The sequence below is a fragment of the Sphingomonas ginsenosidivorax genome (assembly GCF_007995065.1).
In the GTDB taxonomy this organism is placed as follows: Bacteria; Pseudomonadota; Alphaproteobacteria; order Sphingomonadales; family Sphingomonadaceae; genus Sphingomonas; species Sphingomonas ginsenosidivorax.
Genome location: NZ_VOQR01000001.1, coordinates 1,654,243 through 1,677,915, shown reverse-complemented (window position 1 = coordinate 1,677,915; position 23,673 = coordinate 1,654,243). Strand labels below are relative to the sequence as shown.

25 protein-coding genes and 1 other RNA gene are annotated in these 23,673 nt (G+C 67.6%); 15 read left to right on the top strand and 11 right to left on the bottom strand.

Features of this window, described 5'->3' with window-relative positions; translation table 11 throughout:
• Positions 1-13 precede the first annotated feature (13 nt).
• The 4 genes from mtgA to FSB78_RS07590 are packed head-to-tail and all read right to left on the bottom strand — an operon-like array spanning position 14 to position 3,856.
• Positions 14-694: a monofunctional biosynthetic peptidoglycan transglycosylase gene (gene mtgA, locus FSB78_RS07605; protein ID WP_147081487.1), complete on the bottom strand. Its 681-nt coding sequence runs from the start codon at positions 692-694 to the stop codon at positions 14-16.
• 9 nt (positions 695-703) lie between these two features.
• Positions 704-1,948: a flavin monoamine oxidase family protein gene (locus FSB78_RS07600; protein WP_147081485.1), complete on the bottom strand. Its 1,245-nt coding sequence runs from the start codon at positions 1,946-1,948 to the stop codon at positions 704-706.
• Position 1,949: 1 nt separating this feature from the next.
• Entirely contained in the window at positions 1,950-2,852 is a 903-nt protein-coding gene (gene rpoH / locus FSB78_RS07595) for an RNA polymerase sigma factor RpoH (RefSeq protein ID WP_147081483.1), read from the bottom strand.
• Between the two features lie 56 nt (positions 2,853-2,908).
• The gene (locus tag FSB78_RS07590) at positions 2,909-3,856 is read right to left on the bottom strand and encodes an RluA family pseudouridine synthase (RefSeq protein WP_147081480.1); all 948 of its coding nucleotides are present in this window, start codon (positions 3,854-3,856) and stop codon (positions 2,909-2,911) included.
• 17 nt (positions 3,857-3,873) lie between these two features.
• Here FSB78_RS07590 and FSB78_RS07585 point away from each other — a divergent pair, with 17 nt between their 5' ends.
• From FSB78_RS07585 to FSB78_RS07540, 10 genes are all read left to right on the top strand, one after another.
• Positions 3,874-4,269, top strand: a complete 396-nt coding sequence (locus tag FSB78_RS07585) for a M67 family metallopeptidase (protein ID WP_147081478.1) — start codon at positions 3,874-3,876, stop codon at positions 4,267-4,269.
• 60 nt (positions 4,270-4,329) lie between these two features.
• Entirely contained in the window at positions 4,330-4,974 is a 645-nt protein-coding gene (locus tag FSB78_RS07580) for a histidine phosphotransferase family protein (protein WP_147081476.1), read from the top strand.
• Between the two features lie 83 nt (positions 4,975-5,057).
• Complete coding sequence (locus tag FSB78_RS07575; RefSeq protein ID WP_147081474.1) at positions 5,058-7,358, top strand: chemotaxis protein CheA; 2,301 nt, start codon at positions 5,058-5,060, stop codon at positions 7,356-7,358.
• Positions 7,355-7,780 carry a chemotaxis protein CheW gene (locus FSB78_RS07570; RefSeq protein ID WP_147081472.1) on the top strand — a complete coding sequence of 142 codons (426 nt, stop codon included), beginning with the start codon at positions 7,355-7,357 and terminating at the stop codon, positions 7,778-7,780. The genes FSB78_RS07575 and FSB78_RS07570 overlap by 4 nt, the downstream gene beginning before the upstream one ends.
• A 73-nt stretch (positions 7,781-7,853) precedes the next feature.
• Complete coding sequence (locus FSB78_RS07565) at positions 7,854-8,219, top strand: response regulator (protein WP_147081470.1); 366 nt, start codon at positions 7,854-7,856, stop codon at positions 8,217-8,219.
• A gap of 16 nt (positions 8,220-8,235) precedes the next feature.
• Positions 8,236-9,372: a chemotaxis protein CheB gene (locus FSB78_RS07560; RefSeq protein WP_147081468.1), complete on the top strand. Its 1,137-nt coding sequence runs from the start codon at positions 8,236-8,238 to the stop codon at positions 9,370-9,372.
• Positions 9,369-10,205, top strand: coding sequence for a CheR family methyltransferase (locus FSB78_RS07555; protein WP_147081466.1), 837 nt, complete (start codon positions 9,369-9,371; stop codon positions 10,203-10,205). Before FSB78_RS07560 ends, FSB78_RS07555 begins: the two co-directional genes overlap by 4 nt.
• A 129-nt stretch (positions 10,206-10,334) precedes the next feature.
• Positions 10,335-10,967: an N-acetylmuramoyl-L-alanine amidase gene (locus FSB78_RS07550; RefSeq protein ID WP_422396726.1), complete on the top strand. Its 633-nt coding sequence runs from the start codon at positions 10,335-10,337 to the stop codon at positions 10,965-10,967.
• Between the two features lie 11 nt (positions 10,968-10,978).
• An RNA gene (rnpB, locus tag FSB78_RS07545) (RNase P RNA component class A) lies at positions 10,979-11,353 on the top strand.
• Positions 11,354-11,399: 46 nt separating this feature from the next.
• Entirely contained in the window at positions 11,400-13,358 is a 1,959-nt protein-coding gene (locus FSB78_RS07540; protein WP_147081462.1) for an energy transducer TonB, read from the top strand.
• Between the two features lie 90 nt (positions 13,359-13,448).
• Here the strand turns inward: FSB78_RS07540 and FSB78_RS07535 are convergent, their stop codons facing one another.
• Both FSB78_RS07535 and FSB78_RS07530 read right to left on the bottom strand, forming a co-directional pair.
• Positions 13,449-14,087 carry a carbonic anhydrase gene (locus tag FSB78_RS07535; protein ID WP_147081460.1) on the bottom strand — a complete coding sequence of 213 codons (639 nt, stop codon included), beginning with the start codon at positions 14,085-14,087 and terminating at the stop codon, positions 13,449-13,451.
• Positions 14,084-15,664 carry a SulP family inorganic anion transporter gene (locus FSB78_RS07530; RefSeq protein WP_242008115.1) on the bottom strand — a complete coding sequence of 527 codons (1,581 nt, stop codon included), beginning with the start codon at positions 15,662-15,664 and terminating at the stop codon, positions 14,084-14,086. Before FSB78_RS07530 ends, FSB78_RS07535 begins: the two co-directional genes overlap by 4 nt.
• Before the next feature lie 218 nt (positions 15,665-15,882).
• On the opposite strand from FSB78_RS07530, the gene FSB78_RS07525 reads away from it, so the two are divergent.
• On the top strand, positions 15,883-16,422 hold the full coding sequence (locus FSB78_RS07525) for a J domain-containing protein (RefSeq protein WP_147081456.1): 540 nt from the start codon (positions 15,883-15,885) through the stop codon (positions 16,420-16,422).
• Positions 16,419-16,733, top strand: a complete 315-nt coding sequence (locus tag FSB78_RS07520; RefSeq protein WP_147081454.1) for a (2Fe-2S) ferredoxin domain-containing protein — start codon at positions 16,419-16,421, stop codon at positions 16,731-16,733. Before FSB78_RS07525 ends, FSB78_RS07520 begins: the two co-directional genes overlap by 4 nt.
• Positions 16,734-16,953: 220 nt before the next feature.
• Here the strand turns inward: FSB78_RS07520 and FSB78_RS07515 are convergent, their stop codons facing one another.
• Positions 16,954-17,358 (bottom strand): SufE family protein, encoded by a 405-nt coding sequence (locus tag FSB78_RS07515; RefSeq protein WP_147081452.1) that lies wholly within the window; start codon positions 17,356-17,358, stop codon positions 16,954-16,956.
• Positions 17,359-17,488: 130 nt separating this feature from the next.
• Between FSB78_RS07515 and der the strand changes: the two genes are divergently transcribed.
• On the top strand, positions 17,489-18,859 hold the full coding sequence (gene der, locus FSB78_RS07510; protein WP_147081450.1) for a ribosome biogenesis GTPase Der: 1,371 nt from the start codon (positions 17,489-17,491) through the stop codon (positions 18,857-18,859).
• Between the two features lie 154 nt (positions 18,860-19,013).
• The gene (locus FSB78_RS07505) at positions 19,014-19,433 is read left to right on the top strand and encodes an Hpt domain-containing protein (RefSeq protein WP_147081448.1); all 420 of its coding nucleotides are present in this window, start codon (positions 19,014-19,016) and stop codon (positions 19,431-19,433) included.
• 143 nt (positions 19,434-19,576) lie between these two features.
• Here the strand turns inward: FSB78_RS07505 and bfr are convergent, their stop codons facing one another.
• The 3 genes from bfr to purL form a co-directional block, all read right to left on the bottom strand.
• Positions 19,577-20,089, bottom strand: coding sequence for a bacterioferritin (gene bfr / locus FSB78_RS07500; RefSeq protein WP_147081446.1), 513 nt, complete (start codon positions 20,087-20,089; stop codon positions 19,577-19,579).
• A 101-nt stretch (positions 20,090-20,190) separates the two neighbouring features.
• Entirely contained in the window at positions 20,191-20,361 is a 171-nt protein-coding gene (locus tag FSB78_RS19470) for a (2Fe-2S)-binding protein (protein ID WP_147081444.1), read from the bottom strand.
• Positions 20,362-20,479: 118 nt separating this feature from the next.
• On the bottom strand, positions 20,480-22,723 hold the full coding sequence (purL, locus tag FSB78_RS07490; protein WP_147081442.1) for a phosphoribosylformylglycinamidine synthase subunit PurL: 2,244 nt from the start codon (positions 22,721-22,723) through the stop codon (positions 20,480-20,482).
• Between the two features lie 159 nt (positions 22,724-22,882).
• Here purL and FSB78_RS07485 point away from each other — a divergent pair, with 159 nt between their 5' ends.
• Complete coding sequence (locus FSB78_RS07485) at positions 22,883-23,278, top strand: DUF1842 domain-containing protein (protein WP_242008114.1); 396 nt, start codon at positions 22,883-22,885, stop codon at positions 23,276-23,278.
• A 56-nt stretch (positions 23,279-23,334) separates the two neighbouring features.
• Here FSB78_RS07485 and FSB78_RS07480 read toward each other — a convergent pair whose 3' ends face one another.
• A complete protein-coding gene (locus tag FSB78_RS07480) occupies positions 23,335-23,619 on the bottom strand; it encodes a hypothetical protein (protein ID WP_147081438.1) in 285 nt (94 codons plus the stop codon).
• Between the last annotated feature and the right edge of the window lie 54 nt (positions 23,620-23,673).

Genomic DNA, 23,673 nt, shown 5'->3' with positions numbered 1-23,673 from the left:
ACCGCATCCCGCGTCACCCCTTCAGGCACGCATCCAGCCCGTCGTTCCGCACCGTGCCGACCCGGCGCGACAGCGTATTCCCATGACGCCGAACGAACCCACGCGGATCGATCGCCGCGCGCTTCTTGGGCAGCGGCAACACCGCGGCGATCCGGCCCGCCTCGGTCGGCGAGAGCTTCGACGCGTCGTGGTGGAAATACCGCAGCGCCCCGGCGTTCGCGCCGTACGTGCCGATCCCGGTCTCGGCTATGTTCAGATACACTTCCATGATCCGCCGCTTCCCCCACAGCGCCTCGATCAGCACCGTGAAATACGCCTCGAACGCTTTGCGCAGGTAACCACCGCCCTGGAACAGGAAAGCGTTCTTCGCGGTCTGCTGGCTGATCGTCGACCCGCCGCGGATCCGCCCGCCCTTGGCGTTGCGTGCCGCCGCGCCGGCCATCGCACGGAAATCGAAGCCGTTATGCGTGCAGAACCGCGCATCCTCGCCGGCGATCGCCGCTCGGGGCATGTCGGGGTCCATCTGCGACAGCGGCATCCAGTCCTTGGTGACGCCGCGTTCGGCGATGACGTCGCCCATCATGGTCCAGGTGAAGGGCGGCGGCACGAAGCGGTAGAGCCCAACCCAGGCGACCGTCACCAGCACGAACACCAGACCGGCCTTGAGCGAAATGCGGAGGATGCGAGCGACCATCGTCGCTCCTTATGCGATCGCGCGGCGCTGGCAAATCACGCGTGCAGCGGCGACCCCGGTCTCGTACGCGCCGTGCGCCGTCGAGAAGTCGTGGGCATGGCACGCCTCGCCCGCAAAGAAGAGGCGATCGTCGATCGCCGCCGCCAGCACCGCGCGCTGCCCGGCCTGGCCGACACGCGCGTGGCTGTAGCTGCCGCCGATATGCGGAACCTGCCGCCAGCGCGTCGCGCCGCGCGGTGTCAGGCGCCGGCGCCAGTCGCTGCCGAGCAGTGCCACGAGTTCGTCGATCGCGAACTGGCTCGCGTCGCCGCCTTCGAGCGACTCTGCACAATCGCCGCCGAAGAAGCTTTCGATGATCGGCAGCCCAAATGGCGACAGGCGATGGCTGGCGGTGCAGACGCCGTAGGGGTTGCCGACGAGATGCGCGTTGGCGGGCCATTCCGGACGGTCGACTTCGAGGAACACCTTGTCCGCCAGTCCGAGCGGCAGCGCGTCGGCGGCGGCCTGCTTGTCGGGAAGCGGGGGATCGAAGGTCAGTGCGCCGGTCGCCAGCACGGTCGTCGGTACGCACACGATCGCACGATCCGCCTCGATCGTTCCCGCGGGTGTTGCCAGCTTCAGCCGACGGCCGCGATGGTCTATCCTGGTGACGGGCGTCGAAAGTCGGATGGGAACCTCGCCCGCATGGCTGGCCACGAGCGTGCCGTATCCCTCGACGATCGCCCAATTGTCGTCGGTCGCAGCGTCTTCGTACGCGGCCCAGTCCTGCAACGAAACCTGGGAAAGGTTCGCACCATTGGCGTAGCCGGAAATCGCGTCGATCATGGGCCGCCAGCGGTCGGACGGCGTTACGAAGTCAGACAGCGGTCGGTCGGGCCCGCCTAGCGCCGCATGCGCGCGCTTGCTCCATTCGGCGAAGGCGGCGTGGGACGCCTCTTGGTCCTTGGGTGGGAACCCGAGATCACGCCACTGCGTGCGCCAATTGGCCGATGATTGGTCGATGGTGAACCCGCTCGCCTCGGCGATCGCTGTCCACGGGTTCCGCTTGGCGGAATGGAGCCAGCCGCAGCCTTCGTCGACAACGGCATGACTGGCCGCACCGACGACGTTATCGAGCGGTATCGAAACGCTGCGCGTGCGACCACCTAAACGGTCGCTAGCCTCGACCAACAGAACGTCTTCGCCCGCGTCCCACAGCGTACGCGCGGCGGCAATTCCGGCCGCACCGCCGCCGATGACGACGGTGCTGACCATATCAGGCGGCGAGCAGGCGCTTCTCGCCGGCGATGCGCATCATCGCCTTCTGTAGCTTCTCGAACGCGCGAACCTCGATCTGCCGAACGCGCTCGCGCGACACGTTGTAGACCTGCGACAGCTCCTCGAGCGTCTTGGGGTCGTCGGTCAGGCGGCGCTCGGTCAGGATATGCTGCTCGCGCTCGTTGAGGTCGTCCATCGCCGAGACGAGCATCGAGTGCCGGACATCGGCTTCCTGCGCGTCCGCTACGATCTTGTCCTGCAGCGGCGCATCGTCCTGCAGCCAGTCCTGCCACTGACCTTCGCCATCCTCGCGCATCGGGACGTTCAGCGAGGTGTCGCCGCCCATCGCCATGCGGCGGTTCATGCTGACGACGTCGGTCTCGGCAACGCCAAGGTCGGTCGCGATCTTGGTGACGTGCTCAGGGCGCAGATCGCCGTCCTCGAACGCGTCGAGCCGGCTCTTCATCCGGCGCAGGTTGAAGAACAGCTTCTTCTGCGCCGCGGTGGTGCCCATCTTCACGAGGCTCCACGACCGCAGGATATATTCCTGTATCGAGGCGCGGATCCACCACATCGCATAGGTAGCGAGACGGAAGCCGCGGTCGGGCTCGAATTTCTTCACGCCCTGCATCAGGCCGATATTGCCCTCGGAGATCAGTTCCGACGTCGGCAGACCGTAGCCGCGATAGCCCATCGCGATCTTCGCAACGAGGCGAAGATGCGAGGTGACGAGTTGCGCCGCCGCATCGGTGTCGCCATGCTCCTGGAACCGCTTGGCGAGCATGAACTCCTGCTCGGGCTGCAGGATCGGGAATTTCTTGATCTCGGCGAGATAGCGATTGAGACCCGCTTCGCTGCCGAGAGCGGGAATGGTCGCCGGGACGTTGCTGCGGGCTGCCATGATCTGAATTCCCTTTCCTGAGGCGTACGCCGCACTGCGGCATTTACGCCCGATAGCTATACGTGAAGCTGGCTGAACAGTTCCTGCATATCGGCAGGCATTTCGCTGTCGAACGACAAGGTGACCATACTCACGGGATGAATGAACCCCAGGCGTGCAGCGTGCAATGCCTGCCGCCGGAAACCGAGCGTTTCGAGCAGCAACTTTTGAGCGTGCTTTGTTCTACTATAGACGGGATCGCCGAGCAAGGCGTGGCCGAGCGACGCCATATGCACGCGGACCTGATGCGTGCGCCCCGTTTCGAGCCTGCACTCCACCAGCGCGGCGTCGCGCAGCGGGGTCAGCGTCGTGTAGTGCGTGACCGCGCGCTTGCCGCCCGCGACGATCGCGATCTTCTTGCGGTTCTGCAGACTGCGCGCGAGCGGGGCGTCAACGGTGCCCGCCAACGGTCGCGGCACGCCGCCGACGATCGCCTTGTAGCGGCGGTCGATGCTGTGATCCGCGAACTGCCGGGCAAGCCCTTCGTGCGCTCGGTCGGACTTGGCGGCGACCATCAGCCCCGACGTGTCCTTGTCGATGCGGTGGACGATGCCCGGTCGCACGACGCCACCGATGCCGGAAAGATTGCCGGCGCAGTGATGGAGCAGCGCGTTGACCAGCGTCCCGTCGTAGTTGCCCGCGGCCGGATGCACGACCAGCCCGGCGGGCTTGTCGATGACGATCAGGTCGTCGTCTTCGTACGCGACGACGAGCGGGATATCCTGTGGTTCGTTGTGGAGCGGCGTGGGGGCGGGGACGGCGACAGCGAAGGTCTCTCCGAGTGTCGCCCGCCTGGACGTGTCGAGAACGGGGCGACCGTCGCGGGAGACCGCGCCGGCGGCGATCAGCGCCTGGATGCGCGCCCGGGACATGTCGGGCAGGATATTCGCCAGCGCACGATCCAGCCGCAGCCCGTCGGCCGCTGTAGTAATCGATGCGTCGATGATGGAAACCCCCCGGTCCATGTCTTAGGGATGTGGCGATGGGTGTTGCGATTTCAAGCGGGATTTTGGCGACTCTGGTCGCGGCGGCGCACGTTTTGCCCGAAGTGGAGGTGTGCGGGCTGTTGCTGGGGACGGCGGGGCGGATCGATGCGGCGGAGGCGTGCGCGAATGTCGCGGCAGCGCCGGGGCGGACGTTCGAGATCGATCCGGTCGCGTTGTTCGCCGCGCACAGGCGAGCGCGGGCAGGCGGGCCGGCCGTCGTGGGGCATTATCATTCGCACCCCTCCGGCGTTCCGGTGCCGTCGCCGCGCGACGCAGCACAGGCGATGGGCGACGGCGCGCTGTGGCTGATCCTGGGGGGCGGTGAGGCGCGGCTGTGGCGATCGGTCGAGCCGGGCGCGTTCGTCGAGGAGACGCTCGTCGTCGAGCGATAGCGCGACTTGCGCCTGGCGGACCGGCCCGGCACAACGCGGGCCTGTGACGAGAGGATTACCATGACTGTCAGCCCGGTGGATTTCGCGAGCCTGTTGTGTTCGCGGTTGTGCCACGACCTGTTGTCGCCGGTGGGCGCACTCAACAACGGGCTCGAGCTGCTAGCGGACGAGACCGACCCGGCGATGCGCGAACGGTGCATGGAACTGCTCGCCGACAGCGCGCGCGTATCCGCCAGCAAGCTCAAATTCTTTCGCCTGGCGTTCGGCGCGGCGGGCGGGTTCGGCGAGATGGTCGCGACCGACGAGGCGCGCCGCGCGATCGAGGGGCTGATCGCGGAGAACAAGCGGATCGAGCTGCACTGGGCGGTCGAAGAGGCGTCGATGCCCAAGACCGCGATCAAGGTGCTGATGAACCTGGCGCTGATGGCGAGCGAATCGCTGGTCCGCGGCGGCCGGATGGAGATCGGCGGCGAGGACAATGACGGGCATCTGGAGATCGTCGTGAAGATCGAGGGCGGACGGATCGTGCTCGACCCGGAGATCCGGCGCACGCTGATCGAAGGCGAGGGCGTCCACGACGTCACGCCGCGTGCCGCCGCAGCCTATATGATCAACACGCTGGTAACCGAAGCGGGCGGAACCGTGCTGGTGTCCGAACCGGCCGAGGGGATCATGATCTTCGGCGCGGTCTTCAATGGAAGCTGACCGGCGACCGCTGCGGCGGCGCGCAAAGCTAACGCAGTCTTAACCCGTGCAGGGCATGACGGGCCTCAATTCGCGGGGCTGGCATGGACGATCTGCTACAGGAATTCATTGCCGAGACCCGTGAGACGCTTGAGGCGATCTCGGGGGAGATCGTCGCGTGGGAGGCGGCGCCGGCCGATCGCGCGCGGCTCGATGCGATCTTCCGGTTCGTCCATACCGTCAAGGGAAGCTGCGGGTTCCTCGACCTGCCGCGGCTCGGCCGGCTCAGCCATGCCGCCGAGGACGTTCTGGCCGCGGTCCGCGATGGCAAGCGCGTGCCCGATACCGCGCTCGTCGACGCCGTGCTGGCGATCATCGACCGGATCAGCGAACTGGTCGAGGCGATCGACGCGGGAACGCCGCTGGACGATTCGAGCGAGGACCTGCTGATCGCGGCACTGGCGGAGGATGCCCGGCCGGTCGCCGCGCCGACGACGATGGCGGCGCATCGCGCGGCATCGCGCAGCGTCCGGCTCAACGTCGACCTGCTCGACCGGATGATGAGCGGCATGTCGGACATGGTGCTGGCCCGCAACGAGCTCGCCCGGCGACTGCGTGACGGGAACGACGATCCTGCGGTCGAGGCGGCGCTGGAACGCCTGTCGCTGACCGTCGCCGACATGCGCGAGACGGTGACGCGGACGCGGATGCAGAAGATCGACGCGCTGTTCTCGGCTTTGCCGCGGATGGTACGCGACACGGCCGGCGAACTCGAAAAGGCGGTCACCCTCGTCATCGAGGGCGCCGACGTCGAACTCGACCGCGAGATGATCGAGCTGATGCGCGATCCACTGGTCCACATCATCCGCAACTCGGTCGACCACGGCATCGAGGCCCCTGCCGATCGCATCGCCGCGGGCAAGCCGCAGACCGGGCGGCTCTGCGTCTCGGCGCGGCAGTCGGGCAACCAGATTTTGATCGAAGTGACCGACGACGGCCGCGGCATCGATACCGCGCGCCTTGTCGGCAAGGCCCGGCAGCAGGGCCTGTACGGCGAGGCCGAACTGGCCGCGATGGACGATACCGCGCGGCTGAACCTGATCTTCGACGCCGGGCTGTCGAGCCGCGACACCGTGACTGCAATCTCGGGACGCGGCGTCGGGATGGACGTGGTGCGCGCCAACATCGAGCAGATCGGCGGGCGGATCGTCCTGACCAACCAGCCCGGCAAGGGGCTGAGGATCGTCATCCACGTACCGCTGACTCTCTCGATCCTGTCGACGATCATCGTCGGCGTCGGCACCCAGCGCTTCGCGCTGGCGCGGCAGGCGATCGAGGAGATCGTCCGCGTGCGCAGCGAGCAGGTGCGGATCGACACGATCGGCGATGCGGCGACGGTGGCTGTTCGCGGTCGGCGGATGCCGCTGGTGTCGCTGGGCGGCCTGCTGAAGATCGACGACGCGCCGCCGACCAATCTGGTGATCGTATCGACCCGCGAAGGCGATTACGCGCTGGGCGTCGATACCGTGCTCGATACCGAGGAACTGGTGGTGAAGCCGGCGTCGTCCGCCGTGATGGCGACGCGAATCTATGCCGGCATGACGCTGCCCGACAGTGGATTGCCGATGCTGCTGCTCGACGGCGGGGGCATCGCGCTGGTGGCGGGGCTCAAGTTCGTCGCCGCCACGGTCGCCGACGACGCGGCGAAGGAAGCCGAGGAACCGGGCGTCCAGGCGCTGCTGTTCGACGATCTGGACGGCCATCGCCGCGTGATCGCGCTGGCGGTGATCGACCGCGTCGAACCCGTTTCGACCGATGCGATCCGCTTCACCGCAGGCGCGATGCGACTGGCGATCGGCGCGACGACGGTACCGCTCTACATGCTCGGCGATCTTGCCGGGCGTGCGGAGGTGCCGGTCCTGCGACTGACCGACGGCGACAGCGAGATCGCCTATGCCATCGCCGAGCCGATCGAGATCGTCACCCTGCCGAAAGCGATGGCGCCCGCGCGTGGAGCCGGCCCGATCGCCGGGGTGGTGATCATCGGCGGCGAACAGGTCGAGCTGGTCGATCCCCACGCGCTCTTCGCGGGCGAGCCGGTGATGCATGCGACGCAGCCCGTGTGCCTGTTGCAGGTCGACGGGTCGGGGTGGATGGAGACCTTCCTCAAGCCTGCGCTTGAGGCGTCCGGCTATCGCTGCGTGACCCGGCTCGGCGCCGGCGAGCAGCCCGCGATCGCGCTGGCGATGGAGGATGCCGTGGTCCCCGACGGCGGAGCACCCGTGCTGACGCTGCGCCGCAACCGTACCGGGCAGGGGGCGAACGACACGAGCATCTATCGGTACGATCGCCCCGCGCTGATCGAGGCGATGGCGAACCGCGTCGCCGGGCAGGGGGCAGCGTGACCAGCCTGTTCCTCATCGCGCACATTGCCGGGCGCGGCGTCGCCATCGATTCCGGACAGGTCGATTCGGTGGTCGACATCGGCGACGTGGTCGCGGTGCCACTCGCCGACCGCGCCGTCCGCGGGCTCGCGGCGTTGCGCAGCCGGGTGGTGACGGTGATCGACACCGGGATCGCGCTCGGGCTCGACCCGACCCCGGACTCCGCACGGCGCGCGGTCATCACACGGATCGAGGGGCATCACTATGCGGTGCTGGTCGATTCGCTCGAGGATGTCGCGCCGTTCGAGCGACTGCCGCTGGCGTCGGGCATGGCGCTCGACCGCGGCTGGGCACGCGCGGGAACCGGGATCGTCGAGCGCGACGGCGAACCGCTGCTGATCCTCGACCTCACTGCGGTCGTGCCCAGCGCGGCGGTCGCTTAAGTTTCTGACATTTAACGCCCCGCTTACGCTTTGGGCGGTACCACATTTCCAGTTCATTCCCGGAAGGCCCTTCATGAAGACCTGTCTTGTCGTCGACGATTCGAAGGTGATCCGCAAAGTCGCCCGCCATATCCTGGAGACCCTGGACTTCACCGTCAGCGAGGCGTGCGACGGTCGCGAGGCGCTGCAGGCGTGCATGGCATCGATGCCCGACGTGATCCTGCTCGACTGGAACATGCCGGTGATGAGCGGAATGGATTTCCTGCGCGCGCTGCGCGAGGCCGACGTGCCGCGTCGCGCGAAGGTGGTGTTCTGCACGACCGAGAACGGCATGGCCTATATACGGGCGGCGATCGAGGCGGGAGCCGACGAATATGTCATGAAGCCGTTCGATCGCGAGACGCTCGAAAGCAAGCTCCAGATCGTCGGCATGGCCTGATCCGGAGGCCTTCGCGATGAAGTCTCCTCTTTTTGCGCGTGCGGCTGGATGTGAAGCCGATGTCGCCCCCCGGGTGCTGATCGTCGACGATTCGGTGGTCGCGCGCGCGGTGATGGGCCGCATGATCGACGCGAGCGACCGCTTCTCGGTGGCGGGCGCGGTCGCCAACGTCGCCGCGGCGCTCGACTTCCTGGCGCGGGCCGAGGTCGACTTCATCCTGCTGGATATCGAGATGCCCGGCACCGACGGGTTGACCGCGCTGCCCGACCTGATCGCCGCGGCGAGGGGGGCGAAGGTCCTGATCGTGTCGTCCTCCGCCGACGACGGCGGGGCGGTCACGGTCCAGGCGCTGGCGCTGGGCGCGGCCGAGACGCTGGTGAAGCCGGGGTCGAGTGCCGCGCTGTCGGGACGGTTCGGCGTCGCATTGATCGACAAGCTGGAACGGCTGTGCGAGCCGGTCCGGCCGCCGTCGTCGACGCCGGAGCCTATTGCAGTGCCCACGGGTATGGCAGTTGGGCAATCCGTCACCCCGCTGCCGGGTGCCGCGAGCCCGGCGGTACCGCGCAGTAGCATCGACGAGTATGACGTCGTCGCGATCGGCGCGTCGACCGGCGGGATCCATGCGCTCAGCCAGTTGCTTCGCGCGCTGCCGCCCGGGTTCCGGCTGCCGATCGTTATCACCCAGCACCTGCCGGCGTCGTTCATGCCCTATTTCGCGGCGCAACTCGCCGTGCTCGCGGGGCGGCCGTGCGACGTCGCCACCGACAGCTTGCGGATCCGCGCGGGGCGGATCGTCGTCGCGCCGGGCGACGCACATCTCAAATGCGTGAAGCTGGGCGATGGCGGTGCTGCGCTGCGCCTCGTCACCGATCCGTCGGGGACGGGCTGCATGCCCTCGGTCGATTCGATGCTGGCGACGATGGCGACGGTGTACGGGCCTCGGATGCTGGCGATCGTGCTGAGCGGGATGGGCCGCGACGGGGCCGATGGCGCGCGGCGTGTGCGGGACGCGGGCGGGTGCGTGATCGCGCAGGACCAGGCGAGCTCGGTGGTCTGGGGGATGCCGGGCGCGGTGGCCACGTCGGGGATTGCCGACGCGGTGATGACCCCCGACGCGATCGGTCGCCTCGTCGCGTCGCGGCGTCGGCCATGAGCGCGTTGCCCTCGTCCGCACCGACGCCGGCTGCGTCCGCCAGCAGCATCACGGTCCTGACCGCGCTGCTCGAAGCGCGGACCGGGCAGCAGATCGCGGCCTATCGCTCGTGGCGGATGGACACCGCGCTGAAGCCGCTGCTCCGCGAGCGCAATCTCGATACGCTCGACCAGCTGGTCACGCAGATGCTGGAGGGGAACGACCGGGTCATCGGCGACCGGATCGTCGACGCCTTGCTGAACCAGGAAACCAGCTTCTTCCGCGACGCGCAGGTGTTCGAGATGATCGTCGCGGCGGTGGAGCAGGCCGAGCAGGAAAAGCACCGCGTGCGGATCTGGTGCGCCGGCTGCTCGACGGGCCAGGAGCCGCTGTCGCTGGCAATGCTGTTCGCCGAGCGGCACGAAGCGAAGGGCATTCCCGTGCCCGAGATCGTCGCGACCGACGTGTCCGAGGCCGCGATCGCGCGCGCGCGTGCCGGCCGGTATTCGCAGTTCGAGATCCAGCGCGGGCTGCCCGTTCGCCGGATGATGCAGTGGTTCGACAGCGACGGCGGCGACTGGTTCGCCAAGCCCGAGCTGGTGAAGCTCATCACCTACCGCCGTGCCAACCTGGTCGCCGGGGCGGTGCCGTCGGGACGGTTCGACGTGGTGCTGTGTCGCAACGTCCTGCTCTATCTGTCGAGCGCAACCAAGTTGCTGGTGTTCCCGCGGATCGCCGACGCGCTCCGGCCCGGCGGGTTGCTCGTGATGGGGGCGGGCGAGACGGTGATCGGCCAGACCCGGATGTTCGAGCCGAGCAAGCGGCACCGGGGATGCTACGAGATGACGGGCTGACGCACGACCCTATTACTTCAGGCTTGCGATGCCGCTAGTGTCGGCGATCCACCGGCTGGAGGGAATGCGCGCTTGAGGATCATCGATACGCCGTCGCCCAATTTCGATGCGCGGCTGTTGCCGATCACGATGATCGTGCTCCACTATACCGGGATGCAGGCCGGGGCGTCGGCGATCGCCCGGCTGCGCGACATCGAGGCGAAGGTCTCGTCGCATTACCTGGTCGACGAGGACGGCACGGTGGTGCGGATGGTCGACGAGGCGCACCGCGCGTGGCACGCCGGGCGCAGCCACTGGCGCGAGATCGACGACGTCAATTCGGCGAGCATCGGCATCGAAATCGTCAACCCGGGGCACGAGTTCGGCTATCGCCCGTTCCCGGCCGAGCAGATCGCCGCGCTGCTACCGCTGGTCGCCGAGATCAAGGACCGGTACGCGATCACGCGCGGCAACGTCGTCGGCCATTCCGACGTCGCGCCCGAGCGCAAGCGCGATCCGGGCGAGCTGTTTCCCTGGCACGAACTGGCCAAGCGCCGGCTGGCGCTGCCGCGGCCGACCCGGAACCTGATGGACCCGGGCTGGACCGAGGCGGGCTTCTGCCTGGCGCTCGAGCGGTTCGGGTACGACGTCACCAACCGGATGGCGGCGATCATGGCGTTCCAGCGGCGCTTCCGCCCCGAAATGGTCGACGGCGAGATCGATGCCGAGTGCCGGATGATCCTGCTCGCGTTGCTGCTTCCCAAACCGACGGGGGACGACTAGGGGTCTGCGCGCCAGAGGGTCGGGCGACCGCGGGTGCCGCAAGGCACGCGAGGAAAGTCCGGGCTCCGCGGAACGACGGTGCCGGGTAACGCCCGGCGGGGGTGACCCCAGGGACAGTGCCACAGAGAGCAAACGGCTAAGGCTTCGGCCCAGTCAGCGTGAAAGGGTGCGGTAAGAGCGCACCGCGCGCCTGGTAACAGGGGCGGCACGGCAAACCCCACCGGGAGCAAGACCGAATAGGGGTGGCACAGGGGCTTCGTTCCAGCTCGTCACCCGGGTTGGTTGCTTGAGGCGGCGCGCAAGCGTCGTCCTAGAGGAATGGTCGCCCAACTTCCGGTCGAAGGATCGGGAATGGACAGAACCCGGCTTACAGACCCTCTGGCACATTCGCGCAAAGCGCTGCACATTCCCCCGAGGGATCAGGGGGATATGATGCGGATACGATCGATCGGCGCGCTGGGTGCGGTGTGCCTCGCACTCTCGACCGCGACGGCGCAGGTGCCGAGCGTCCAGCAGGATTTCGAAGCGGCGGCCGCGCTCGATGCGAAGGGCGACCGGGCGGCGGCGCTCGCGGCGTGGGAGAAGCTCGAGGCGCGGACCAGGCCGGGCTCGCGCAGCCGTGGCCTCGTGCTGGTTCGGAAAGGCGCCGCGCTGTTCGCGTTGCAGCGATCCGACGACGCCGTGCAGGCAGCGCGTGCCGGCCTCGCCCTGTTGCCTGCAAGCGACGCGTCGCTCGCCGAGGACCGCTGGCGCGCGTATCAGCAGCTCGGCAACGTGGCTCAGGACGCGATCGATTACGCAAGTGCCGGCGAGGCGTATGCCGCGGCGGAAAAGGCCTCGCCCAGTGCCGCCTACCGTATGACGTCGATGCTGGCGTTCGTCGAGACCGCGGTCTTTGCGGACCCCGCTGCGGCGGAGGCGACGCTCGCCCGGATCGATGCGCTTGCTGCCGGCGCACCGTTCGACAAGAGCTCGAAGGCGGTGATAGCGCGCCGCCATGCACTGGTGTTGCTCAACCGCGGCGATTTCGCCGGCGCGCGGACCCATGCCGCCGACGCGGTCAAGCTACTCGGCGGACTAACGTCGCAGACCGACGTCCGGGACGTCTCTGCGCGGTCGGACGCCGCGATCGCATCGCTGTTGTCGGGCAGGAGCGACGATGCGCGCCGCTACATGGCAATGACCGGTGCGGGCCGCCTGACCAACGGGACGTTCGATCCGGCCGTGCAGATGACTCCCCCCGATTGCGGTGGCGAAGCGGATCTGAAGCCGCAGGACATGGCGGTCGTCGAGTTCAGCATCGCCAACGACGGCACCGTGTTCGGGGTGGCGCCGATCTACGCAGCAGGCGGCGGCAGGGTGGCGATGGAGTTCGCCCGCGCGGCGCGCGACTGGTCTTGGACACCCGAACAGGTGAAGGAGTTGCCGCCCTTCTTCCGCGCCAATGTCCGCGTCGAAATGCGCTGCTCCACGAGTTTCGAGCGTCCGTCGATCGGGACGGTGTTGAACGGAGACACGCGTGCCTGGCTGGCAACCAAGGGTCTGGAAGCGCCCGTGGAGCAGCACGGAGGCGACGCCGCGGCGGTCGGGCGGCAACGCGCGACGCTTTCGGCGGTCGAGGCAGAGGCGGGCCCCACGGCGCTTGCAGTGCTGCCCGCGCTGTATGCGCTGGCCGCCAACGCCGTCGTTGGACGCGAGGAGTCGAACCGCTTGTGGGTCCGGGCACGGGGCATCGCGCAGGCGAACGCCGCGCCACCCCTGGTCCGGCTGTTCTTCGACATGCAGGAACGATTGACCTCCACGTCGGACAATTGGCGGGGCAACATTTACCCGCGCATATTGACGCCGCTGTTGGCCGAGCCGGTCTATGCCGCCGACCCATCCGCCCGCGCCGCCATCCGGCTGTTCATGGCGGACCGCGAACGCCGGGCCAACAGCGGACGCGCCCGTCAGTTGCTCCGTGAAGTCGCCGATGATCCCGCACTGCCCGCGAACGACCCGATGCGTATAGGGGCGCTGATCCGTCTTGCATCCGCCGAGGAGGCGAGCGGCAACAAGCAGGCTGCACGGGCGTCGTTCGACAAATCGGGACTGGCGGCCAACCAGTGCGCGATCCTCGACACGGCCCCGCGCCTCATATCCGCCAGCGGTACCTTCCCGGAAGAGGCGCAGACATGGGGGTTCGAGGGGTGGACCCAGACGCAGTTCGACGTGGCGGCCGATGGCAAGGTGCTCAACCAGCGTGCCGTGCTGAGCTACCCGCCATTCATCTTCACCCGGGCCGGCGTCGCTGCGGTCGGCGGAGCCCGGTTCAGCAAGACGTTCCGCCCCGACGGTGGCGTCGGTTGCGGCGGATTGACGCGACGGATCGCGTTTCGGATCCCCGGCTGATCGCAGCGGCCTCCGGCGACGTCGGGTCTCAGGGTTGCAGGCTAGTCCGTGCGTCCTTGGGTCCCGACAATCGCAAGACGCCGAGGATCGTCAGTGCAGCACCTTGTCCGGCCGGCCGACCTCTTCGAGGACCGTCTGCGAATCGATCTCCATCATCGGTTTGATGAGGCCGTCGCGGATATCGTAGACCCAGCCGTGTAGCAGCACCTCCTGGCCGCGGGCGAAGGCGCCCTGGATCGTCGCGGTGCGGGCGAGCCGGATGAGCTGGTCGCGGACGTTGACCTCGACCAGCCGGTTGACCTTCTGCTCGCGGTCGGGCTGGGCGTCGATCTCGTCGGCATGGTCGTGCATCACGCAGCGCGCGGTCGAGAGCCAGTCGTCGACCGGGCCGGTGGTGCCGCCGTCGAGCGTCGCGCGGATGCCGCCGCACGCATAATGGCCGCAGATGATGATGTGGCGGACGCCGAGCACGTCGACCGCATATTGCAGCACCGACATCAGGTTCGTGTCGTCGTCCTTGACCAGGTTGGCGATGTTGCGGTGAATGAACATGTTGCCCGGCGGCGTCATCGTCATCTGTTCGGGCCCGACCCGGCTGTCCGAACAGCCGATCCAGAGGAACTCCGGGTTCTGGCCGACCAGCTGGCGCTGGAAGAAGTCGGCGCTCTCCTCGATGATCTCGGCGGCCCACGCCTTGTTGGCGAGCAGGAGCTGCTTGTACTGCCTCATGCGAAACGGACCTCGGTCTGGGGGGCGTTGATCAGCTTCACCGTGCGCAGTGCCAGATCGCCGCGGATCAGCACGGTGATCCCGCGATACTCGGCGCCCTTGATGAAGGCGTTGATGATGTCGACGTTGTCGAGATCGACATAGCTGGTCGACGACAGGTCGATCAGCAGGTTGGCGTTGTCGGGCACCCGGTCGAGCGACTTCTGCAGTTCGTACTTGTGGATGAAATACAGGTTGCGGCGGGCGCGGACGAGGCAGTCGTCATCGTCGCAGGCAAAGGTGATCGCAGTGCGGAAGTTGCGCGCGACGACGAAGACGAAGCCGACCGCAAGCCCGATCACGATGCCCTCGAGCAGGTCGGTGAACAGGATCGCGACGACGGTGACGACGAACGGTATGAACTGCGTCCAGCCCTGCTTGTAGCGTTCGAGGAACAGCTTGGGCTTGGTGAGCTTGTAGCCGGTCGCGATCAGCACGGCGGCGAGCGCCGACAGCGGGATCAGGTTGAGCACCGCGGGGATCAGCGCGACGCTGACCAGCAGCCAGAAGCCGTGGAGCATCGTCGACAGCTTGCTCTCGGCCTTGGCATCGACGTTCGCGGACGAGCGGACGATCACCGAGGTGACGGGCAGGCCGCCGATCAGGCCGGAGATGATGTTGCCGCCGCCCTGGGCCATCAGCTCCCAGTTCTTGTCGGTGCGGCGGCGGCGGGGGTCGATCTCGTCGACCGCCTTGACGCTCAACAGCGATTCGAGGCTGGCTACGATCGCGAGCGTGACGGCCGCGGTCCATACCGCGCCGGAGCCGATCGCCGTGAAGTCGGGCAGCGTGAACAGCGCGGGGAATTCCGCGAGGCTCTGCGTGACCGGGACCTGCACGAGGTGCGTCGCCTTGAGCTGCCAGTCGGGCTTGATCGCGCCGAGCAGCGCGTTGCCGCCAATGCCGATCAGCACGACCACGAGCGGGCCGGGGACGAAGCGCAACGGGCCGTCCTTCGGCTTGGCACCGTCCCACCAGAACAGGAAGGCGAGGCTGACGAAGGCGATGAGCACCGCGCCGGGCGTCAGGCTGCCGGTCAGGCTCTGCCAGACGCGCGAGAAGGTGTTGAAGCCATCGGCGGTGGTGAATTCGAAGATGCCTTCGGATTCGGCGTCGAAGCCGACCGCGTGCGGGATCTGCTTCAGGATCAGGATCAGGCCGATCGCGGCGAGCATGCCGGTGATGACCGAGGAGGGGACGAATTCGGACAGGATGCCGGCGCGGGTCAGCGAAAAGCCGATCTGGAGGACGCCGGCGAGAACGACCGCGAGCAGGAACACCTGGTAGCTCGGCATGCTTTCGATCGCGGCGAGCACGATGACGGTCAGGCCGGCGGCGGGGCCGCTGACCGACAGCGGCGATTTTGAGAACAGGCCGACCGCGAGGCCGCCGACGATGCCCGCGATGACACCGGCGAACAGCGGCGCGCCCGAGGCGAGCGCGACGCCGAGGCAAAGCGGCAGTGCGACCAGCGCCACTACGATCGAGGCAGGAAGATCTGCACGCCACGTATTGAATTTCGGGATGAGTGTCGGCACCAGGGTTCCTGTCACTAAGGTGTCGGCTGAGCTGCGGCCCGTAGACGATCGGCGCAGCCTAGAATGCCCGAGCCGGGCACCCGTCTTCTTGCCACATGACAAAAAGTTCATGATCGCTAATCGATGAACCGTTGCCCTGGTGCGACGAAGCGTTGTCGTTCGACCGATTACCCGTGTGCGGTTGCGTTGTCCGCACGGAAGCCTATTTCCAACGCCTTATGGCACGCCCGACAACACGTTCGTCCGATTGGGGCTTTCCGCGCTGGCGCGGCTATGGCTCGAGCAACGAGGCGGTCACCGTCCGGCTGTGCGATCGTCATGGCTGCGACGAGCCCGGCAACTGCCCTGCGCCCAAATCGCCCAACAGCCCCGACCGCTGGTATTTCTGTTCGACGCACGCAGGCGAATATAACCGCGGCTGGAACTACTTCGAGGGACTGAGCGCGGAGCAGGCGGCCGAGCGCGAGGCGGCGGAAACGCGGACCGCGGACGAATATACCGCATCGCGCCACAATGCCTGGGCGGGATCGGGCGACGGCAGCCGGTCGCGCGACGAGATGCGTGCGCTCGAGGTGCTCGGGCTCGAGGTCGATGCGACGTTCGAGGAGGTGCGCGCGGCGTGGCGGCGGATGGCGAAGGCCAACCATCCCGACGTGCGTCCCGGCGACAAGGATGCGGCAACGCGGTTCCAGGGCGTGCAGGCCGCCTATGAGGTGCTGCGCGCGGCCGAGGACGCGCGGACGTGGAAGCCCGCATGATCCGTCCGGTTCGCGCCGGCTGGGCCGGCGCGGTGCTGGTCTGCGGCAAATGTTCGAAGAAGCTGGACGGCGGCTTCGGCAAGGGCGGGCGGGTGTCGCTCGCCAAGGCGCTGCGCAAGGACCTGGGGCTGAAGAAGGGCCGCAAGGCGGCGCTCGGCGTGGTCGAGACCAAGTGCCTGGGGGTATGTCCGAAGAACGCGGTGATGGTGGTGGATTCGGCACAGCCGGATCGGTGGCTGGTGGTGCCTGCGGGGGCGGATCTCGACGAGGTCGAGGCGGCGGTGTTTGCGAGCGTGCCGCCGCCGGGGTAAGCGTTTTCGCGCGGCATCGTGGATGCCGGGCCGCGACCTCGCCACTCCGTGGCTGTAGTCCCCTTACGCCATTCCGGTTCCGCGTTCGTCATTCCGGTCCGCGTTCGTCACCCCAGCGAAGGCTGGGGTCTTTCGCGGTGAGGGCGCGCGCTGGCCTCACGAGACCCCAGCCTTCGCTGGGGTGACGGGGAGGTTGGCCGGTTGGGCGCGCGACCTGCCCCTAGACGTAGCGCTGGGCGGTTTCGCGGATCAGGGCGATCATGTTGGGGATGCCCTGCGTACGGTTCGAGCTGAGCTGCCTGGCGAGGTCGAAGGGCGCGAGTTCGGCGGCGATGTCCGTCGCGGCGATCTCGGTCGGCGGACGGTCCTGCACGGTGAGCAGGACGAGCGCGATGATCCCCTTCGTGATCGCGGCGTTCGAGTCCGCGAGAAAGTGCAGGCTGCCGTCCGCGGCGGTGGTCGGGTACACCCAGACCGACGCCGAGCAGCCACGGACCAGCGTCGCGTCGGTCTTGAGCGCGTCGGGCATCGGCTCCAGCGCGCGGCCGAGGTCGATCAGCAGGCGATAACGGTCGTCGGCTTCGAGGAAGTCGTATTCGTCGTGGATGTCGGAGAGGCTGGGCATGGTCGCGCGGTAGCGGGTCGCGACACCCGGAACAAGGTTGCGGGCGGCTCGTGACCGAGGTGACGCGCCGGGTTACGCGGCGGGTGACGCGCCGGGTGACGGGGGGCGCCATCCGCGCTAAGGGGCGCGCATGTCCAAACTCCCTGTGGTCGCGATCGTCGGCCGCCCCAATGTCGGCAAGTCGACCCTGTTCAACCGCCTCGTCGGCAAGAAGCTCGCGCTGGTCGACGATCGCCCCGGCGTGACGCGCGACCGCCGCGAAGGCGACGCGACGCTGATCGGGATGGAATTCCGCATCATCGACACCGCCGGCTACGAGGATCACGACGCGCAGACGCTGCCGGGCCGGATGCGCCAGCAGACCGAGGCGGCGGTCGCGTCGGCCGACGTCGCGCTGTTCCTGTTCGATTCGCGCTCGGGGCTGATGCCGCTCGACGAGGAGATCGCGCGCTGGCTGCGCGGTGCCGACGTGCCGGTGGTGCTCGTCGCCAACAAGGCCGAGGGCAAGGCCGGCGAGCAGGGCATCCTGGAGTCGCTGGCGCTCGGCTTCGGCGATCCGGTGCAGCTGTCGGCGGAGCATGGCGAGGGGCTGGGCGACCTGTTCGAGGCGCTGTTGCCGTTGCTCGAGGGCAAGGAAGAGATCCCTGAGGAACAGCCCGACAACGAGTATGAGGGGCCGTTGAAGCTCGCGATCGTCGGGCGCCCGAATGCGGGCAAGTCGACGCTCGTCAACCGCATCCTCGGCGAGGACCGGATGATCACGGGGCCCGAGGCGGGGATCACGCGCGATTCGATTTCGGTCGATTACGACTGGGAGCCGGCGGGCGGCGAGGCGCGGAAGGTTCGGCTGATCGACACGGCCGGCATGCGCAAGCGTGCCAAGGTGCAGGACAAGCTCGAGAAGATGTCGGTCGAGGATGCGCTGCACGCGGTCGACTTTGCCGAGGTGGTGGTGCTGCTGCTCGATGCGACTCTGGGGCTGGAGTCGCAGGATTTGCGGATCGCCGACAAGGTACTGCAGGAGGGCCGTGCGCTCGTCATCGCGCTGAACAAGTGGGACGTGGCGGAGAATGCCTCGTCGCTGTTCAACGGCGTGAAGAAGGCGCTGGAGGACGGACTGTCCCAGGTGAAGGGCGTGACCGTGATGACGGTGTCGGGCGCGACCGGCAAGGGCATCGACCAGTTGCTGCAGGCGTGCTTCGACACGCGCGACGCCTGGTCGAAGCGCGTCGGGACGGGCGAGCTCAACCGCTGGTTCGAGCGCGCGATCACCGCGACGCCGCCGCCGGCCCCTGGCGGCAAGCGGATCAAGATGCGCTATGTCACGCAGGTGAAGTCGCGGCCGCCGAGCTTCGTGATCTTCGGGACGCGCGTCGACCAGCTCCCCGCGAGCTATGAACGCTATCTGGTCAATTCGATGCGCAAGGACCTGGGGTTCGGTGCGGTGCCGGTGCGGCTGATGTTCCGCGCGCCGAAGAACCCGTACGACCACGACAAATGACCGCGCGGGAGGTGCGCGAAACGGGAAGTATCGATCAAATCCGATCGACTTTTTGTGCGACGCTACAGTCGCTTGGCAACATTGTGTTTACGCAATCGCGGTAGGACCGCTGTCGGACCTTCAGCGCGTCGGGTCGAACGGGAGTAACGCATCAGTGTCGTTCGAAGGTAGTACTCTGGTTGACTGGCCCGCCTTCGCGCGGGCGCGGAGCGAGCTGGGGGCGGGATTCGTCCGCATCCTCGGCTATTTCCGCGAGGATGGGGTCAAGTCCGTCGCGACGATCGAGGCGGCGATGCGCGGCGCCAACGCGGCAGCGATGGTGATCCCCGCGCATACGCTGAAGGGCGAGGCGCGCCAGTTCGGTGCCGAGCCGCTCGCCGACCTGGCCGAGACGATCGAGACGATCGCGCGCGATTGCGTCGAGATGCAGGACACGCCCGACCTGGCGCTCGAGCATATCGCGCGGTTGCGCGGGGTGTTCGAGGAGACGCTGACGCTCTTGGAGCGCGAAGCGAACCCGCTGGTCGCGCGGCGGCCGGTTGGTGGCGGTGGGTTCGGACGGCGGACGATCTGATCGCCTTGGGGGTGAACCAGCGCGCCCACACGAACGTCATCCCAGCGTAGGCTGGGATCTCCCGGTAACGGCCCGCACCCTCGCCGCACGAGACCCCAGCCTTCGCTGGGGTGACGGGCAGGGGTACAGGCCGGTCCCGGAGCTTACTTCAGATAGGGTGCCGCACCCGATTGCGGGGTGTCGTGCTCCGAGATCGAGTTGAGCTGGATGTAGTTGTGGATGCCCATCCGCGCGATCATCTCGAACTGGCGCTCGAGCGTGTCGACATGCTCTTCCTCGCTGGCGAGGATGCGCGCGAACAGGTCGCGGCTGATATAGTCCTTCACCTCTTCGCAATAGGCGATCGCGCCCTTGAGCTGCGACACCGCCTCGATCTCGAGCGCGAGGTCCGACTTCAGGACTTCCTCGACGGTCTCGCCGATGCGCAGGCGGCCGAGCAGCTGGAAGTTGGGCAGGCCATCGAGGAACAGGATGCGCTCCGACAGCATGTCGGCATGCTTCATCTCGTCGATCGATTCCATCCGCTCGAACTGGGCGAGCTTGTAGACGCCCCAATGGTCGAGCATCCGGTAGTGGAGCCAATATTGGTTGACCGCGGTGAGCTCGTTCTTGAGCGCCTCGTTCAAATATTCGATAACCTGGGGATCGCCCTGCATTGCCATAATCTCCGTACCTCTGCACCTACCCTAGGGGCGCGGGTCGGTCGGCGGCAACCTTTAAAATGGCGGATTTCTGCGGGTTTCCGCCGTTGCGACTGCTACGCAGCCGCACGCTCGTCGGCGATGATCGCGCGGGTGTAGGACGCGCACTGGCCGCATTTGGGCTGGCAACCCAGCGACCGGAACGCCTGGCAGGGAGTCGTGCAGCCCCCACGCGCGCACTGGCGGACGTCGGATTCTCGTATGGCATTGCAAACGCAGACGACCATGGAAGCTCCCTCGCTATGGAGCGAGGAATAGGGCTAATGCGAACCAGTCGCAAGCACTTTTGCAACTGGTTCGCATCAGCGATCGTGGGCATGTCGACCGGCAAGATCGGCAACCGGGTCAGGCGAGTGCGGCGTCGGCGCCCATCAGCTTCGGGAAGAAACTTTCGTGCGCGGTGCGCAGGTCGTCGAGCTTCACCGCGAAATCCGCGTCGGGCAGCTCGAAGATCAGGCGCGTGCCGCCGGTACGGCCGAGCGGCTCGACAAGGACGCCGGCGCCGTGCGCTTCGGTCATGAAGTCGAGCAGCGCATGGTCGTGGACGGTGACAACATAGACGCCCTGGTCCTCGGCGAAGAACGAGCGCGGTGCATCGAACGGCATCGCGCGGTTGATCATCGCGCCGATCCGCCCGGCGAGCGCCATCTCGGCGAGCGTGACCGCAATCCCGCCGTCGGAGACGTCGTGGACCGCGTTAAGCTTGCCGTCGAGGATCGCGGCGCGGACGAAGTCGCCGGTGCGGCGCTCGGCAGCGAGGTCGACCGACGGCGGCGGGCCGGCGTCGGCGGCCGAGCGGCCCTGGCATTCGCGCAGCCAGAGCGACTGGCCGAGATGGCCCGCGCGGGTGCCGACCACCATGATGACGTCGCCGGGATCCTTGAACGCGATCGTCATGCTCTTCTGCCAGTCGGCGAGCAGGCCGATCGCGCCGATCGCGGGCGTCGGCAGGATCGCGCTACCGCCGCCGGTCGCCTTGGATTCATTGTAGAGGCTGACATTGCCCGACACGATCGGGAAGTCGAGCGCGAGGCAGGCTTGGCTCATGCCGTCGAGGCAGCCGACGATCTGGCCCATGATCTCGGGTCGCTGCGGGTTGGCGAAGTTGAGGCAGTTGGTGACCGCGATCGGGTTCGCGCCGACCGCCGTCAGGTTGCGCCACGCCTCTGCGACCGCCTGCTTGCCGCCCTCGACGGGATCGACGAAGCAATAGCGCGGGGTGCAGTCGGTGGTCATCGCCAGCGCCTTGTCGGTGCCGTGGACGCGGACCACGGCAGCGTCGCCACCGGGGCGCTGCACGGTGTCGGCGCCGACCATGTGGTCATACTGCTCCCAGATCCAGCGGCGGCTGGCGATGTCGGGCGAGCCCATCAGCGTCAGCAGATCGGCGGCGATGTCGGACGTCGTCGGGACGTTGGTCAGCGGTGCCGCGGGCGGGGTGGGGACGTGCGGCCGGTCGTAGAGCGGCGCGTCGTCGGCGAGCGGGCCGAGCGGGATGTCGCAGACGGTGTCGCCCTTGAACTTCAGCACCATGCGGCCGGTGTCGGTGACGTGGCCGATGACCGCGAAATCGAGCTCCCATTTGCGGAAGATCGCCTCGGCCTCGGCCTCGCGGCCGGGCTTCAGGACCATGAGCATGCGCTCCTGACTCTCCGAGAGCATCATCTCGTAGGGCGTCATGCCGGTCTCGCGCTGCGGCACGTCGTCCATGATCAGCTCGATTCCGACGCCGCCCTTCGACGCCATCTCGACCGATGAGGAGGTCAGGCCCGCTGCGCCCATGTCCTGGATCGCGACGATCATGTCGGTCGCCATCAGTTCGAGGCACGCCTCGATCAGCAGCTTCTCGGTGAAGGGGTCGCCGACCTGGACGGTAGGGCGCTTGGCGTCCGAATCCTCGCCGAAATCGGCGCTCGCCATCGTCGCGCCGTGGATGCCGTCGCGGCCGGTCTTGGAACCGACATAGACGATCGAATTGCCGAGGCCGGAGGCGGCGGAATAGAAGATCTTGTCCTGGTCAGCGATCCCGACGGTCATCGCGTTGACGAGGATGTTGCCGTCATACGCGGGGTGGAAGTTCACCTCGCCGCCGACGGTCGGCACGCCGACGCAATTGCCATAGCCGCCGATGCCGTGGACCACGCCCGCGATCAGGTGGCGCATCTTGGGGTGGTCGGGCGAGCCGAAGCGCAGCGCGTTGAGGTTGGCAATTGGCCGCGCGCCCATCGTGAACACGTCGCGCAGGATACCGCCGACGCCGGTCGCCGCGCCTTGATAAGGCTCGATGTACGAGGGGTGGTTGTGGCTCTCCATCTTGAAGATCGCCGCCTGGGGCTTTCCGTCAGGCCCGGCACCGATGTCGACGACGCCGGCATTCTCGCCGGGGCCGCAGATGACGCGCTCGCCCTTGGTTGGCAGCTTCATCAGGTGGATCTTGCTCGACTTGTAGCTGCAATGCTCGGACCACATCACCGAGAAGATGCCGAGCTCGACGAGATTGGGCTCGCGGCCGAGCGCGGCGAGGACGCGCTCATATTCGTCGGGGGACAGGCCGTGGTCGGCGACGATCTGGGGGGTGATGGCGGTCATGCGCGGCAGATAGCGAAGCCGGGCGGCTGCGTCACCCTTCGCGCGCGGTTGTCGACACGAATGCGTGGGTCCGTTTCGGACAGGGTCGCGCTGGACTCGCCCCGGCCGGCACGGGACCTTCCCCGCGGGTCATCGTCGATCCGAACGAGGAGACGGACAGTGGGAACGGTCGGCTATTACATAGTGAAGCTGCTGGTGCAGCACGAAGGGTTCATGGGGGCGCCCGTGCTGCATCTCGACCTGGGCGTGAACGCGGTCACGGGGCAGGTGATGGGGTCTGCGCAGATCACGCAGGCGCTGCCCCCGCCCTATGGCAACACGGTGATCCCGACGGTCACCGGGGCGATCCTGCACACCGGGTTCGGCGAGGACACCCTGCTCGTCCATCTCACCGGTGACTATGTCGTGTCGGTGCCGCCGCCCGCGATCGGCTCCTATCTCGCGCATTTCAGCGCCGCGCTGGCGGTGTCGAAGGACTGGAACGGCAGGGGCAGCTTCTCGTACGCGCATCAGGTGATCACCGGCTGCACCGTCGAGAACGTGTCGGAGACCTGAGCGATGCGCGGTAGGCACCCCGGCCTGCGCGGCCGGGGTGCCTACACCGGAGAGGATCAATGCTTGCGGGACAGGAACAGGCCACGCGAGGCCCAGTCGCTGCTGCTCCGGCATTGTTCGGTGGACAGCATCGTTCCCGTCGCGGGCGTGATGGTGTTGTCGCGCACGCAATAATAATCGCGCTTCTGGTCGTAGCGCACGGCGTAGCGCGACGACTTGACGGGCGCTGGGCTGGCGATGGCGGCCACCGCGATCGGCACCGTCGGCGCTGCGGCTGGCGCAGCGGGGGCGGCACCGGCGCTCAGGGCAGCGGCGGCGAGCAGGGTGGTGATGGTGATCATGGCATTCTCCTGGGATAACCGCAGGCGATCTGCCTGCTCCCGATCCAATGCATG

Coding starts and splice junctions, on each gene's coding strand:
- FSB78_RS07590 (WP_147081480.1), bottom strand. CDS start 3,856: ATGGACCGGGGGGTTTCCATCATCGACGCATCGATTACTACAGCGGCC.
- der (WP_147081450.1), top strand. CDS start 17,489: ATGTCCAAACTCCCTGTGGTCGCGATCGTCGGCCGCCCCAATGTCGGC.
- FSB78_RS07575 (WP_147081474.1), top strand. CDS start 5,058: ATGGACGATCTGCTACAGGAATTCATTGCCGAGACCCGTGAGACGCTT.
- FSB78_RS07480 (WP_147081438.1), bottom strand. CDS start 23,619: ATGATCACCATCACCACCCTGCTCGCCGCCGCTGCCCTGAGCGCCGGT.
- FSB78_RS07565 (WP_147081470.1), top strand. CDS start 7,854: ATGAAGACCTGTCTTGTCGTCGACGATTCGAAGGTGATCCGCAAAGTC.
- FSB78_RS07535 (WP_147081460.1), bottom strand. CDS start 14,087: ATGAGGCAGTACAAGCAGCTCCTGCTCGCCAACAAGGCGTGGGCCGCC.
- FSB78_RS07525 (WP_147081456.1), top strand. CDS start 15,883: ATGGCACGCCCGACAACACGTTCGTCCGATTGGGGCTTTCCGCGCTGG.
- FSB78_RS07600 (WP_147081485.1), bottom strand. CDS start 1,948: ATGGTCAGCACCGTCGTCATCGGCGGCGGTGCGGCCGGAATTGCCGCC.
- FSB78_RS07540 (WP_147081462.1), top strand. CDS start 11,400: ATGCGGATACGATCGATCGGCGCGCTGGGTGCGGTGTGCCTCGCACTC.
- FSB78_RS07580 (WP_147081476.1), top strand. CDS start 4,330: ATGACTGTCAGCCCGGTGGATTTCGCGAGCCTGTTGTGTTCGCGGTTG.
- FSB78_RS07560 (WP_147081468.1), top strand. CDS start 8,236: ATGAAGTCTCCTCTTTTTGCGCGTGCGGCTGGATGTGAAGCCGATGTC.
- FSB78_RS07585 (WP_147081478.1), top strand. CDS start 3,874: ATGGGTGTTGCGATTTCAAGCGGGATTTTGGCGACTCTGGTCGCGGCG.
- FSB78_RS19470 (WP_147081444.1), bottom strand. CDS start 20,361: ATGGTCGTCTGCGTTTGCAATGCCATACGAGAATCCGACGTCCGCCAG.
- purL (WP_147081442.1), bottom strand. CDS start 22,723: ATGACCGCCATCACCCCCCAGATCGTCGCCGACCACGGCCTGTCCCCC.
- mtgA (WP_147081487.1), bottom strand. CDS start 694: ATGGTCGCTCGCATCCTCCGCATTTCGCTCAAGGCCGGTCTGGTGTTC.
- FSB78_RS07515 (WP_147081452.1), bottom strand. CDS start 17,358: ATGCCCAGCCTCTCCGACATCCACGACGAATACGACTTCCTCGAAGCC.
- FSB78_RS07550 (WP_422396726.1), top strand. CDS start 10,335: ATGATCGTGCTCCACTATACCGGGATGCAGGCCGGGGCGTCGGCGATC.
- bfr (WP_147081446.1), bottom strand. CDS start 20,089: ATGCAGGGCGATCCCCAGGTTATCGAATATTTGAACGAGGCGCTCAAG.
- FSB78_RS07520 (WP_147081454.1), top strand. CDS start 16,419: ATGATCCGTCCGGTTCGCGCCGGCTGGGCCGGCGCGGTGCTGGTCTGC.
- rpoH (WP_147081483.1), bottom strand. CDS start 2,852: ATGGCAGCCCGCAGCAACGTCCCGGCGACCATTCCCGCTCTCGGCAGC.
- FSB78_RS07555 (WP_147081466.1), top strand. CDS start 9,369: ATGAGCGCGTTGCCCTCGTCCGCACCGACGCCGGCTGCGTCCGCCAGC.